Consider the following 13,153-nt stretch of genomic DNA (forward strand, 5'->3'; position numbering starts at 1 on the left):
ATTGCCGGTTCGCGGCAGCGGTCTACGAATCTTTGCTCCCAATCCCGAGTTCCCCATGCTTCCTGAGCTCGGCACCTTTCTGTTGGTCCTCGCCCTGCTGGTCGCGCTGGTGCAGGCCGCATTGCCGCTGGCTGGCGCGCAGCGCGGGCGCCGCAGCTGGATGGCGGTGGCGCGCCCGGCAGCATTGATGCAGCTGGGCCTGATCGCCGCGGCCTTCGCGCTGTTGACGCATGCGTTCTTGGTGCAGGACTTTTCGGTGCGCTATGTCGCCGAAAATTCCAACAGCCTGTTGCCGGTGATCTACCGCTACTCGGCGGTGTGGGGTGCGCACGAAGGCTCGCTGCTGCTGTGGACGCTGGTGCTGGCGCTGTGGACCGGCGCGGTGGCAGTGTGGTCGCGGCAGTTGCCGGCGCAGGTGATCGCGCGCGTGCTGGGGGTGATGGCACTGATCAGCATCGGCTTCCTGGCGTTTTTGTTGTTTACCTCCAATCCGTTCGCGCGGCTGCTGCCGGTGCCGCTGGAAGGCGCCGACCTCAATCCGCTGCTGCAGGACCCGGGGCTGATCATCCATCCGCCGATGCTGTATTGCGGCTACGTCGGCTTTGCGGTGCCGTTCGCCTTTGCCATCGCCGCGCTGCTGGAAGGCCGCATGGATGCGCGCTGGCTGCGCTGGACGCGGCCGTGGACAAATGTGGCGTGGTCGATGCTCACCGTGGGCATCGCACTGGGCAGCTGGTGGGCGTATTACGAACTGGGCTGGGGCGGTTGGTGGTTCTGGGACCCGGTGGAAAACGCCAGTTTCATGCCGTGGCTAGTCGGCACCGCGTTGCTGCATTCGCAAGCGGTCACCGAAAAACGCGGCAGCTTCGCCAGCTGGACCTTGCTGCTGGCCATTGCGGCATTTGCGCTCTCGTTGCTGGGGACCTTTCTGGTGCGCTCGGGCGTGCTGACCAGCGTGCATTCGTTCGCTGCCGACCCGTCGCGCGGGCTGTTCATCCTGGTGTTTCTGCTGATCGTGGTCGGTGGCGCATTGCTGCTGTACGTTCTGCGCGCGCCGGGCATGTCCGCCAGCAACGACCCGCGCCGCGCGTTTGCCGGCAGCTCGCGCGAAACCTTGCTGCTGTTGAACAACCTGCTGCTCACCTGCGCCTGCGCGATGGTGCTGCTCGGCACGCTGTATCCGTTGCTGGCCGATGCGCTGGGCCTGGGCAAGCTGTCGGTCGGCCCGCCCTACTTCGGCACCCTGTTTGTGGTGTTGATGGCGCCGCTGGTGGCGCTGCTGCCGTTCGGCCCGCTCACCCGCTGGCAGCGCGAGCAGGCGTCGCGGCCGCTGGCGATGCTGGCGCCGTGGGCTGGCCTGGCGCTTGCCGCAGGCGTGCTGGCCTGGTTCATGGCGCCGCAAGGCCAGCTCAAAGCCGCCATCGGCGTGGCCGGCGCGGCGTGGGTGATGCTTGGCACGGCGCGCTTTCTGTGGACCCGCCGCGCGGCCAAGGGGCGCAAGTTCACTGCCGAAATGCTAGGCATGGTGCTGGCGCATCTTGGCGTTGCGGTATTTCTGGCCGGTGCCTTGCTGGTGGAGTCGCTGAGCCTGCAACGCGAAGTCGCGCTGGCACCGGGCCAGCAGGTGCAGATCGGCCGCTACGCGCTGCACTTCGACACCGTGGAAGAACTGCGCGGGCCCAATTACGTCTCCGACCGCGCCAACCTGCAGGTGTTCAAGGACGATGCGCCGGTGGGCGTGCTGCACGCAGAAAAACGGCGTTATGCCAGCGGCGGGCAGACCTTGACCGAGGCGGCGATCCGCCCCGGCCCGTTCGGCGACCTGTATGTCGCGCTTGGCGAACCGCTGGGCAATCAGGCCTGGGCGGTGCGCGTCCACCTCAAACCGTTCGTCCGCTGGATCTGGCTGGGGGCGTTGCTGATGGCGCTCGGTGGCCTGGTCACCGCGGCCGACCGGCGTTTTCGTCGTTCTCCGGAGATCCAAGATGGTTGAGTCACGTTCGCCCCGCTTGCCCACTGCCGTACTCGTGGGCGCCATCGTGCTGCTGCTCGCACTTGCAGCGCTGCTGGTCTACGCGGTGGTGCGCTCCGGTCAGGGCGATCGCGATGCCCTGCCCTCGGCCCTGATCGGCAAACCGGCGCCGGAGTTCGCGCTGCCGCTGCTGCACGACCCCAGCATCGTGGTGCGTGCGCGCGAGCTGCGCGGAGCGCCTTACATCATCAACGTGTGGGGCAGCTGGTGCCCGGCCTGCCGCGAAGAACACCCGGTATTGAGCCGCTTTGCGCTGACCAAGCGCGTGCGCGTGATCGGCTACAACTGGAAGGACGAGCGCGCCGATGCCTTGCGCTGGCTTGAGCAGCTGGGCAACCCGTATCTGCTGGTGGTTGCAGACAAGGACGGGCGCACCGCCATCGACTTCGGCATCGCTGCCGCGCCGGAAACCTTTCTGGTCGACGGGCGCGGCGTGGTGCGCTGGAAATACAGCGGCATGCTCACCCAATCCATCATCGACACCCAGTTGATTCCGATGCTGAGCAAGATCGAGCGCTCGCCCACCGCCGCACCGGACCTGCACGCCCCCCAATGATGCGCGCCTGGCTGCTCACGCTACTGCTATTGCCCTGGCTGGCCCTGGCCCAGCCGGTCGGCGATCCGTCACCGCTGCAATACCGCTCGGCGGCCGAAGAAGCGCGCTTCCATGCACTGACCGCCGAGCTGCGTTGCGTGCAGTGCCAGAACCAGTCGCTGGCCGATTCCAATGCGCAGATTGCGCAGGATCTGCGCCGCGAGGTACTGGCCTTGATGCACGAAGGCCGCAGCGATGCGCAGATCCGGCAGTTTCTGGTCGCCCGCTATGGCGAGTTCGTGCTGTATCGCCCGCAGGTGGAATCGCGCACCTGGCTGCTGTGGTTCGGCCCGTTGCTGGTGTTGCTGCTGGGCGGGGTGGTGGTGATGGTTGTGGTGCGTCGACGCAGCGCTGCGGCGCCCGCGTTGCCCGCCGATGAGCAGGAGTGGTGATGGTCGGCTTTGTCCTTGCGGTTGCGGTGGTCGCGCTGCTTGCCTTCGGCGTGGCGCTGCGCCCGCTGTGGCGCGAAACCCGCGCCCTGACCGCCAGCGTTGCGCTGCTGTTGCTGGCTGCAAGCGCGGCGCTGTACTGGCTGGTCGGCACACCGTCGGCGATCGAACAGGTGGCCGACCGCCCGGCCACGCCACGCACCCTGGACGAAGCCATCGTGCAGCTGCGCAGCGCCCTGGCGCGCAACCCCGATCAGGCCGAAGGCTGGGTGTTGCTGGGGCGCTCGTTGTCCAGCCAGCAGAAATTCGCCGAGGCCAGCGACGCGTTTGCGCGTGCGGTGGCGCTGCGCCCGGACGAGCCGGACGTGCTGGTGGCGGCCGCGCAGTCGCGCATGCTCTCCGACGACAGCGGTCGCCCGGACCCGGAGGCGATGCGTCTGCTCGAACACGCGCTGGTGGTGCAACCGGACCATCAGCGCGCACGCTGGTTTCTCGGCGTGGTGCAGCGTCAGGCAGGTCAACCAGCCAAGGCCAGCGCAACCTGGGAACCGTTACTGAGCGTGGTCGACGCCGCCACCCGGCCCGGCCTGCTCGAACAAATCAACGCCGCGCGACAAGAAGCCAAACTTGCGCCGCTGACACCCTCGCCCACCGCCGACACATCTGCCGGCAAGCGCATCAGCGTACGCGTGTCGCTGGATGCGGCGTTCGCGCAGCGTGCCGGCCTGCCTGGCGACACCAGCGTATTCGTGATCGCACGCGCAGCCGGCACGCCGATGCCGGTTGCGGTGGAAAAGCACACGCTCAGCGAGCTGCCGTTGATCATCACCCTGGACGATGGCGACAGCCCGATGCCGACCCGCACCCTGTCGTCGCTGGACACCGTGCAAGTGCTGGCGCGCTTGTCGCGTAGCGGCAACGCCATGCGCCAGGCCGACGATGTGGAAAGTGCGCCGGTGACGGTGGAGTTGCCGGCCAAGGCGGATGTGGAGTTGGTAATCGGGCGCTGATTGCTCGCCACGTACAGCATTCCATGCCAGCGCCTGCGCACGACCATCTCGACGGGTCCTTGCCCGCTCACCGTCGCGAGACCTTACTCGGCATGGATGCCGCGTAAAGCTCGCAGAGACGTGCTTGCAGCGTGTCTTGCGATGGTGGGCAAGCAAGGCCCTGAAACGAAGCCGCAGCATCGAGGGCGCGGTGCCCTCGCCGCTCGCGGGACACGCCGTAAACCCATCCCTGGGGGCTCGTTGGCGGCATCCGTGCCGCCAACGGTCCCGCAATCGGCAAGGACACCGGACCAGATAGTTGGTCGGCAGTCGCGTGAAAAGCTGCTTGTCGCTCGGCATGCGTCGAAGGTTGGGCCGGCGCATCATGCGTCAACAAGCCTCATCACGCATGGCTCTTGACCAAGCACACCGTCCGTCTGGACTGGTCCTTGTCCGCTCACCGTTGCAGGACCCTTGGCCGCATGGATGCCGCCACGGAGCTACATGGACGTACTTGCAGCGTGTCCTGCGATGGTGAGCGGGCAAGGGCCCTGCAACCAAGCCGCAAATCAACAGCGTTAAAAGCTGGCATCACACAACCCAAGGGCTCAAACCGAGTCCACTTCCCGATTCACCACGCCGCCCACCGCCGCGCCGGATAGAATTGCGACATGACCGAATTCATCCCTGCAGGCACGTTATTCCACGCACTGCCGTCGCCGTTTCCGATGAAGCGCGGCGGTGAGCTGCATCAGGCCCATGTGGCCTACGAAACCTGGGGCACGCTGGCGGCCGATCGCAGCAACGCGGTGCTGATCGTCACTGGCTTGTCGCCTAACGCGCATGCAGCCGCAAATCAGGCCAACCTCGAGCCAGGTTGGTGGGACGCGATGCTGGGGCCGGGCAAGCCGATCGATACCGAGCGCTGGTTTGTGGTGTGCATCAATTCGCTGGGCAGCTGCAAGGGCTCCACCGGACCTGCGTCCATCGATCCGGCAACCGGGCAGTTGTATCGCCTGACCTTTCCGGATCTGTCGATCGAAGATGTCGCCGATGCAGCGGCCGATGTCGTGCGTGCGCTGGGCATCGAACAGCTCGCCTGCCTGATCGGCAACTCGATGGGTGGCATGACCGCGCTGGCGTTATTGCTGCGGCATCCCGGCATTGCGCGCAGCCATATCAACATCTCCGGCAGCGCACAGGCGTTGCCGTTTTCCATTGCCATCCGCTCGCTGCAGCGCGAAGCGATCCGGCTGGATCCGCATTGGAATGGCGGCCACTACGACGACACGCGCTACCCGGAATCGGGCATGCGCATGGCACGCAAACTCGGCGTGATCACCTACCGCTCTGCGCTGGAATGGGACGGCCGCTTTGGCCGGGTGCGGCTGGATTCCGAACAGGCCGCCGATGATCCGTTCGGCCTGGAATTTCAGGTCGAAAGCTATCTCGAAGGCCATGCGCGTCGCTTCGTGCGCTTCTTCGATCCCAACTGCTATCTGTATCTGAGCCGCTCGATGGACTGGTTCGATCTGGCCGATTATGTGGATGCATCGTCCATCGCCGGCACGCAGATCGGCAGCACGCCGGCTGCAGACGTCTCCACCGAGGCCGAGGTGCTGGCCGGCCTGGCACACATCCGCATCGAACGTGCGCTGGCGATCGGCGCCAACACCGACATCCTGTTCCCGGTGCAGCAGCAGGAACAGATTGCCGAAGGGTTGCGTGCAGGCGGCGCGGATGCGCGCTTTATCGGCCTGGATTCGCCGCAGGGCCACGATGCGTTTCTGGTGGACTTCGCCCGCTTCGGCCCAGCGGTGCGCGCTTTTCTGGACGCCTGCTGATTTCCAGATCCAGGCCAAGCGCGCGCAGCATGGTGCCGCGCAAGACACTGACCGCGCTATTTGCGGTGAGCATGGCCAGCATCGTCGCAGCAGGTCTACTGCCGGTCTGGGTTGCAGTCTGGTACGCGGTTGCCAGCCTCGTGGCGCTGATCGCTTACCGGCGCGACAAGATCTCGGCAACCCGCGGCCAGCGACGAACGCCGGAGACCACTTTGCATGGCATTGCAGTGCTGGGTGGCTGGCCCGGCGCGCTGTTGGCGCAGTCGCTGTTCCGGCACAAATCCAGCAAGACCTCCTTCCAGATCACCTTCTGGGCCACGGCAATCGCGAACAGCGCGGTGCTTGCATGGGCGGTAAATCGATCGATGTAATGCGGGTGCTGCAAGCCGCCGTCAGCGGTCGCGCAGCGATAACCCTCACCGGTCAAACACGTGTCACGGCAGTGGCTCCAGCACCCCGGCACGCATGCGGTAGCGCCGTTGCACTACGCCGGCAGGCACGCTGTCGTGGGTGATCATCACCAGGCTGCGCTGGCCAAGCGCGGCCGACAGATCGAGCAACAGGGCGTGCGCCGTGTCCACGTCCAGGCCGTCGGTGGGTTCGTCGAGCAGCAGGATGGGAGCATCGCGTAACAGCGCACGCGCAAGCGCAAGGCGGCGAGCCTGGCCTGCGGAGAGCGTGGCGCCGTTTTCGCCCACCCAGGTGTCCAGACCATGGTGCGCGCTGGCCCAGTCGTGCAGGCGCACCTGCTGCAATACCTGCCACATGGCGGCATCGTCGGCATCGGCATCGCCGATGGCCAGATTCTCGCGCACGCTGCCGGCAAACACCGGTGCGTTCTGCGGCAACCAGGCGATGCGTCGATGCCATTGCGCCTGCGCGCAGTGACGCAGATCGATGCCGGCATAACTCACCTGCCCGGCCTGCGGGTCCCATAGCCGCAGCAGCAGCGCCGACAAAGTGCTCTTGCCACTGCCGCTGTCGCCGCTGATGGCGATGCGTTCGCCAGCTGCCAGTGTCAGATCGAGCGCGTGCAGCACCGGCCGCGCGCCACCGGGCCATGTAAACGACACCTGATGCAGGTGCAGCGTGCCCGTGCGTGGCACGTCGACTGCCTGCACCGGCTCGCTGACCGAAGGCGCTTGATCGACGATGGACTGCAGGCGCCGCGCTGCGACGCGTGCGCTTTGCAGTGCCTGCAGGGCCAGCCCGGCACCCGCCCATACCTCCAGCAGCGCCATGGTCAGAAACACCAGGCCTGCGGCCATGTCCGCTGCAATCAGCCCACGCTCGGCGGCGCTCAAGGCAAGCCACAACATGCCGGCCAGACCGATGGCCCCGCACACCGCATGCAGCAGGTTGCCGGCGATCAATCGACGGCGCTGCACGCGGTCGCCATCCATCACTGCTGCCGCAGCGGCGTCGAGCTGATGCAGCCAGGCACCCTGCGCATCGACCGCTGCCAGATCCGCTGCACCTTCCAGACCTTCGAACGCCTGCGTGCGCAACGCCGTGCGTTGCTGTGCGCGCAGCTGCTCGCGCTGCGCGCCACCACGTGCCACCTGCCAGGGCACCAGCCCGCCAATCAGCACACCAAGCGCCAGCAACAACAACGCGGCCGGCGGATAGATCAACGCAGCGGCACCCGCACCGGCCAACCAGATGCCGAGCAGCGCCGTCAGCGGCGCAAGCGCGCGCACGCTCAGGCCATCGACTTCGCCGATGTCGGACATCAACCGCGCCAACAGATCGCCGGTGCGCGTGGCCGACAACCGCCCCGGCGCAAGCGGCAACGCACGACGGAAGAACCACACCCGCAGATCGCGGGCGATACGCAAGGTGGCATCGTGGCCGATCAATTTTTCGCCATAGCGCGACACGATGCGCGCAAACGTCAACGCGCGGATGCCAGCCGAAGGCGAGAAGAAATTGAAGCCTGCCCCCATGCCGGCAACGCCAGCCAATGCCGCCGCCGTGAGAAAGCTGCCGGACAGACTCAACAGACCCACTCCGGCCAGCATGGTGACCAGCACCAGCAGCGCGGACAGCAGCAAGCGCCAGGCATGCCGGCGAAACACCTCGCTCAGACGATCGTGGCGTGCGCCGCTCATGGCGCGCTCGCCGTCACGGTGGTGCCGCGCAGATCGATCACCGTATCGGCCCAGCGCATCACTGCAGGGCTGTGCGTCGCCACTACCACTGCACGGCCGCGTGCGAGTACCCCGAGTGCGCGCAGCAATTCGGCTTCTGTGTCCGGGTCGAGAAACGCGGTGGGTTCGTCCAGCAGCAGCAGATCCGGCGCGCGCAATAGCAGCCGCGCCAATGCCACACGTCGTGCTTCGCCACCGGACAGGCCAAAGCCGCGTTCGCCGATCACCGTGTCTAGGCCCGCCGGCAGCTGCGCGGCAAAGCGCACCACTTGCGCCGCATCGGCCACTGCATGCAGCTGCGCATCGCTGGCCTGCGGATCGGCCAGCCGCAGGTTGTCGGCAATGCTGCCGTGAAACAGATACGGCCGCTGCGTGGCATAGCCCACACGCGTGCCCGGGCGCAGCACCACACTGCCCGCTTCCGGTGGCAGCCAACCGGCAAGCCCTTCCAGCAAGGTGCTCTTGCCGCTACCGCTGGCACCGATCACCGCCACGCGCTGACCGGGCTGCAGGTCCAGCGAAAACTGCGTGATCACCGTGTGCGGCGCGCCAAGCGGGCGCAGCGCCAAACCACGTGCCTGCAGCAACGGCGCATGCGCCTGCGCAGGCTCCAAGGCGCGCGGCGGCGGCGCTGCAACTGGGGCAATGGCGTCGGCTTCGGTCACAAAGCCTTCCAGCAACCGCTCGGCCTCGATCACGGCGGCCAGCGCGTTAGCACGGTCGTGGTAATGCGCTGCAAGACGCCGCAACGGCGCAAAGAATTCCGGCGCCAACAGCAAGCAGAACATGCCCGCGCCCAGCGATGGCAGCCCGTGCAGGTCGAGCATGCCCAGATAGCTCAGACCGAAGTACAAGGCCACGATGGCCACGCTCACTGAGGCGAAGAATTCCAGCACCGTGGACGACAGAAACGCGATGCGCAGTACCTTGAGCGAGCGCTCGCGCACGCCTTCGGCCGCTGCGGCAATGCCGCCCAATTCGGCCTCCCCGCGCCCGTACACACGCAGCAAGCCCAGCCCCTTCAGACGATCGGCAAAGTGCCCGCCCATCCGCGCCAGCTCGCCGAGTTGCTCGCGGCCTGCGGCTTCTGCGCCCCACCCCACCAGCATCATGAAGAAGGGAATCAACGGCGCGGTCAGCAACAACACCAGGCCTACCACCCAGTCGACCGAAAACACCGCGATCAGGATCGCTGGCGGCACCAGCATCATCTCGGTGCGCGCCAGCTGATAACCGACGAAATAACCCTCCAGCGCATCGGTATGCGCCAGGCTCAACTCGCCAAGTTCACCGCTGCGTTGCCGGCGTAGCCACAGCGGCCCGTGCAGCACCAGCCGACGCGCAATGCGCATCCGCAGTTCGCGCTTGGCCAGCATCTGCCACTTCGCCGGTCAGCGCTTGCGCCCACCCCGTGAGCACGGCGCGCCCAAGCATTGCGAGCAGCAACCCGATGCCCACATGACGCAGCTGTGCCAGCGCCAGGTGCTGCACCAGCACCGCTTGCACCAACCACGCAATGGCCGCCGATTGCGCAAGCAACAACACGCCAGACAGCGCCACCGCCACACCGGACAGCCGCCTGGCCCGTGCAGCGGGTGCGGCAAGCGCATCCAGCCACTGGCCGCGTTGACGGCGCTGGGCGGAAGTTTCGCTGGCTTGCACGCTGGGCTGGCTCACATGGCTCTCTTCAGGCGGTGCATCGCAGGCGATTGTAAGAGCGGCTAACAAAACGTAGCGAGCAGTCGTCAGGTGGGTGCGGACGGCGCGGAGGAACCGGAGTGTACAGGTGGTACATGCCGATTCCGAGCACCGGCCGCGTCCGCCTGGCGGCTGCACAGTCGTTTTGTTAGCTGCTCTAAGTCGCCACTGTCCACTGCGGGATGGACAGTGTGCCGCACCCGATCGGGGCCGCATTGATTTGGATCAACGCGCGCAGCGCGGCGACGGCAGATGATCCGCCACGTTGCTCACCGATACTCAACCAGGCCACCCTGCCATGATCGACTCGACCGTTGTCGAACTATCGCGACTGCAATTCGCAGTCACCGCGATGTACCACTTCATCTTTCCACCGCTGACCATGGGCCTGTCGTTCCTGCTCGGCATCATGGAAAGCGTCTACGTCATGACCGGCAAGCCGATCTGGCGGCGCATGACCATGTTCTGGGGCGTGTTGTTCGGCATCAACTTCGCCATGGGTGTCGGCACCGGCATCGTGATGGAGTTCGAGTTCGGCATGAACTGGTCGTACTACAGCCATTACGTGGGCGATATCTTCGGCGCGCCGCTGGCGATCGAAGGGCTGATGGCATTCTTTCTCGAGGCGACCTTCCTGGGCCTGTTTTTCCTGGGCTGGAATCGCCTGAGCAAGGTGCAGCACCTGATCACCACCTGGCTGGTGGCCTTGGGCAGCAACTTCTCCGCGCTATGGATCCTGATCGCCAACGGCTGGATGCAGAACCCGACCGGCGCGGTATTCAACCCGGACACCATGCGCATGGAAGTGGTGGATTTCATGGCGGTGCTGTTCAATCCGGTGGCGCAGGCCAAGTTCGTGCACACCGTCAGTGCCGGTTACGTGCTCGGCGCGGTGTTCGTGATGTCGATCAGCGCGTTTTACCTGCTGCACGGCAAGCACGCCGAGATGGCACGCCGCTCGTTTGCGGTGGCCGCAGCCTTCGGCCTGCTGTCGTCGCTGTCGGTGGTGGTGCTGGGCGACGAGAGCGGCTATGCCGCCAACGAGCACCAGAAAATGAAGCTAGCCGCGATCGAAGCGATGTGGGAAACCGAAGCCGCGCCAGCCGACTTTACCGCCTTCGGCATTCCCAACCAGCAGACCCATCACAACGACTACGCCATCAAGATTCCGTATCTAATGGGCCTGATCGCCACCCGCTCGCTGGATACGCCGATTCCCGGCATTCTGGAACTCGTTGGACGCGCCGAGCATCGCATCCGCGGTGGGCAGATCGCCTACGGCGCGCTGCAGCGTATCCGCGCCGACACCAATGATGCCGAAGCACGCAAGGTCTTCGACGCGCATTGGCAGGACCTGGGCCACGGCTTGCTGCTGAAGCGTTATCGCGACGATATCGGCAACGCCACGCCCGAGCAGATCGCGCAGGCGGCGATGGACACCGTGCCACGCGTGCTGCCGCTGTTCTGGACCTTCCGCATCATGGCCGGCATTGGTATCTATCTCATCGCCTTCTTCGCCATTGCGTTCTGGTTCGCCTGCAAACACACCTTCCAGGAAAAGCGCTGGTTCCTGACCTTGGCGATGTGGACGCTGCCGCTGCCGTGGATCGCGATCGAATGCGGTTGGTTCGTGGCCGAATACGGCCGCCAGCCCTGGGCGGTGGAAGGCGTGTTGCCCACGTTCTACGCCGCATCGGGTCTGGATTTGTACGAGATCGTGCTGACGCTGGTGGGCTTTACCGCGCTGTACACCACGCTGCTGGTGATCGCGATCAAGTTATCGCTCAAGACCATCCGCACTGGCCCGGACGTGCTGTTCCCGCCGACGCAACCCAGCGCGTCGCCTTCCTTGCCGCAAGGTCATGCCCCGATGAGTCATGCCCCGTTGAGTCGCGCACCGTTGAGCTCGGGCGCCGTGGCCGGCAGCGCACCGTAACCCAGGAGAGACCGTGATGGATTTCGTATTGCTCGACTACACAACTTTACGTGTGATCTGGTGGCTGCTACTCGGCGTGCTGCTGTCTGGTTACGCGGTGATGGGCGGCTTCGATCTGGGCGTCGGCGCGCTGCTGCCGTTCGTTGCCAAAAACGATGCCGAACGCCGGCTGGTGATCAACACCGTCGGCCCGGTCTGGGAAGGCAACCAGGTGTGGTTGATTCTGGGCGGCGGCGCGATCTTCGCCGCGTTCCCGCCGCTGTATGCGGTGAGTTTTTCCGGTTTCTATCTGGCGATGTTCGTGATGTTGTTTGCGCTCATCCTGCGGCCGGTCGGCTTCAAGTTCCGCGGCAAACTGGTGGATCAACGCTGGCGCAGCACCTGGGACTGGGCCTTGTTCGTCGGTGGGTTCGTTCCGGCGTTGATCATGGGCGTGGCGGTTGGCAATGTCGTGCTGGGTGTGCCGTTCCATTTCGACGACAGCATGCGCACGTTCTACACCGGCAATCTGTTCGGGCTACTGACGCCGTTTGCCTTGCTCGCTGGCCTGCTCAGCGTGGCGATGCTGATCGCCCACGGCGCGGCGATGCTGGTGCTCAAGACCGATGGACCGGTGGCCGACCGCGCTGCGCGTGTCGGTAGCACCGCCGCGATGGCTGCGGTGGCGTTGTTTGCTGCAGCCGGTATCTGGGTGGCGCTTGGCTTGCCGGGCTATGCGGTGACATCGGTGCTGGCGACCGATGCACAGACCAATCCGCTGGCCAAGACCGCAGCACTCACGGCCGCCGGTGGTTGGCTGCACAACTACAGCAGCATGCCGGCCACCTTGATGGCGCCGCTGCTCGGCCTGCTCGGGCTTGCGATGAGCGCAGTGCTGTTGCGCGCGCGGCGCGGCGGCCTGGCGTTCATTGCGTCGGGCAGCGCCATCGTCGGCATTGTCTTTACGGTGGGGTTTGCGCTGTTCCCGTTCCTGCTGCCGTCGTCCACTGCACCGAGTGCCAGCCTGACGCTGTGGGATGCCTCCAGCAGCCGCCTCACGCTGTGGATCATGTTGCTGGCCACCACCGTCTTCATGCCGATCATCCTGGCCTACACGGCGTGGGTGTATCGCGTACTCAAGGGCAAGGTCACTGCCGAAGAACTCTCAGCCAATCCCAATGCGTATTAGCTGACGCAATGGCTGCGACGCCAGCACGTCGTCGCAGCCGCGCTCGCCTTCCCACTCTCTCACCGTTTTTCAGGAGCACAATGATGTGGTACTTCGCCTGGATTCTCGGCACTGGCCTGGCGGCATTGGCCGCTGTCCTCAACGGCATGTGGTTCGAAGCACGCGAGCCCGAGCGCGCGCATCGGCCGCAGGAAAAATAATTGCGACAGATGCTTGCCGATTCCGCATTCCCTATGTAACATACGCGGCTCCTTCGGGGTGTAGCTCAGTCTGGTAGAGCGCTACGTTCGGGACGTAGAGGTCGCAGGTTCGAATCCTGTCTCCCCGACCAGTTTCAAAACACAAAACCGGC

At 65.5% G+C, this 13,153-nt stretch carries 10 protein-coding genes, 1 tRNA gene, 1 other RNA gene and 1 pseudogene; 10 read left to right on the top strand and 3 right to left on the bottom strand.

What is annotated here, in order from left to right:
* Positions 1-55: 55 nt before the first annotated feature.
* The 6 genes from ACZZ0O_RS17855 to ACZZ0O_RS17880 all read left to right on the top strand — a co-directional run bounded on the left by ACZZ0O_RS17855 (position 56) and on the right by ACZZ0O_RS17880 (position 6,220).
* Positions 56-1,993 carry a heme lyase CcmF/NrfE family subunit gene (locus tag ACZZ0O_RS17855; protein WP_463591420.1) on the top strand — a complete coding sequence of 646 codons (1,938 nt, stop codon included), beginning with the start codon at positions 56-58 and terminating at the stop codon, positions 1,991-1,993.
* A complete protein-coding gene (locus tag ACZZ0O_RS17860; RefSeq protein WP_463591421.1) occupies positions 1,986-2,588 on the top strand; it encodes a DsbE family thiol:disulfide interchange protein in 603 nt (200 codons plus the stop codon). The genes ACZZ0O_RS17855 and ACZZ0O_RS17860 overlap by 8 nt, the downstream gene beginning before the upstream one ends.
* Positions 2,585-3,019 carry a cytochrome c-type biogenesis protein gene (locus ACZZ0O_RS17865; protein ID WP_055852113.1) on the top strand — a complete coding sequence of 145 codons (435 nt, stop codon included), beginning with the start codon at positions 2,585-2,587 and terminating at the stop codon, positions 3,017-3,019. Before ACZZ0O_RS17860 ends, ACZZ0O_RS17865 begins: the two co-directional genes overlap by 4 nt.
* On the top strand, positions 3,019-4,026 hold the full coding sequence (locus tag ACZZ0O_RS17870; protein WP_463591422.1) for a tetratricopeptide repeat protein: 1,008 nt from the start codon (positions 3,019-3,021) through the stop codon (positions 4,024-4,026). Before ACZZ0O_RS17865 ends, ACZZ0O_RS17870 begins: the two co-directional genes overlap by 1 nt.
* A gap of 650 nt (positions 4,027-4,676) precedes the next feature.
* Positions 4,677-5,849, top strand: coding sequence for a homoserine O-acetyltransferase MetX (gene metX / locus ACZZ0O_RS17875; protein ID WP_463591423.1), 1,173 nt, complete (start codon positions 4,677-4,679; stop codon positions 5,847-5,849).
* A gap of 29 nt (positions 5,850-5,878) precedes the next feature.
* Complete coding sequence (locus ACZZ0O_RS17880; protein WP_463591424.1) at positions 5,879-6,220, top strand: DUF1294 domain-containing protein; 342 nt, start codon at positions 5,879-5,881, stop codon at positions 6,218-6,220.
* A 63-nt stretch (positions 6,221-6,283) separates the two neighbouring features.
* Here ACZZ0O_RS17880 and cydC read toward each other — a convergent pair whose 3' ends face one another.
* The 3 genes and pseudogenes from cydC to ACZZ0O_RS17895 all read right to left on the bottom strand — a co-directional run bounded on the left by cydC (position 6,284) and on the right by ACZZ0O_RS17895 (position 9,794).
* Positions 6,284-7,960, bottom strand: coding sequence for a thiol reductant ABC exporter subunit CydC (cydC, locus tag ACZZ0O_RS17885; protein ID WP_463591425.1), 1,677 nt, complete (start codon positions 7,958-7,960; stop codon positions 6,284-6,286).
* Positions 7,957-9,709: pseudogene (gene cydD / locus ACZZ0O_RS17890) on the bottom strand (thiol reductant ABC exporter subunit CydD). The gene cydC and the pseudogene cydD overlap by 4 nt, the downstream one beginning before the upstream one ends.
* Before the next feature lie 9 nt (positions 9,710-9,718).
* Positions 9,719-9,794, bottom strand: a non-coding RNA gene (locus ACZZ0O_RS17895) — sX9 sRNA.
* 201 nt (positions 9,795-9,995) lie between these two features.
* Here ACZZ0O_RS17895 and ACZZ0O_RS17900 point away from each other — a divergent pair.
* The 4 genes from ACZZ0O_RS17900 (at position 9,996) to ACZZ0O_RS17915 (ending at position 13,132) form a co-directional block, all read left to right on the top strand.
* Positions 9,996-11,633: a cytochrome ubiquinol oxidase subunit I gene (locus ACZZ0O_RS17900; RefSeq protein ID WP_463591426.1), complete on the top strand. Its 1,638-nt coding sequence runs from the start codon at positions 9,996-9,998 to the stop codon at positions 11,631-11,633.
* 16 nt (positions 11,634-11,649) lie between these two features.
* On the top strand, positions 11,650-12,801 hold the full coding sequence (gene cydB, locus ACZZ0O_RS17905) for a cytochrome d ubiquinol oxidase subunit II (RefSeq protein ID WP_463591427.1): 1,152 nt from the start codon (positions 11,650-11,652) through the stop codon (positions 12,799-12,801).
* A gap of 83 nt (positions 12,802-12,884) precedes the next feature.
* Positions 12,885-13,001, top strand: a complete 117-nt coding sequence (gene cydX / locus ACZZ0O_RS17910) for a cytochrome bd-I oxidase subunit CydX (protein ID WP_055852095.1) — start codon at positions 12,885-12,887, stop codon at positions 12,999-13,001.
* A 54-nt stretch (positions 13,002-13,055) separates the two neighbouring features.
* Positions 13,056-13,132 (top strand) — tRNA-Pro (locus ACZZ0O_RS17915).
* Positions 13,133-13,153: the final 21 nt, after the last annotated feature.

Source organism: Xanthomonas sp. AC360 (genome assembly GCF_979258225.1).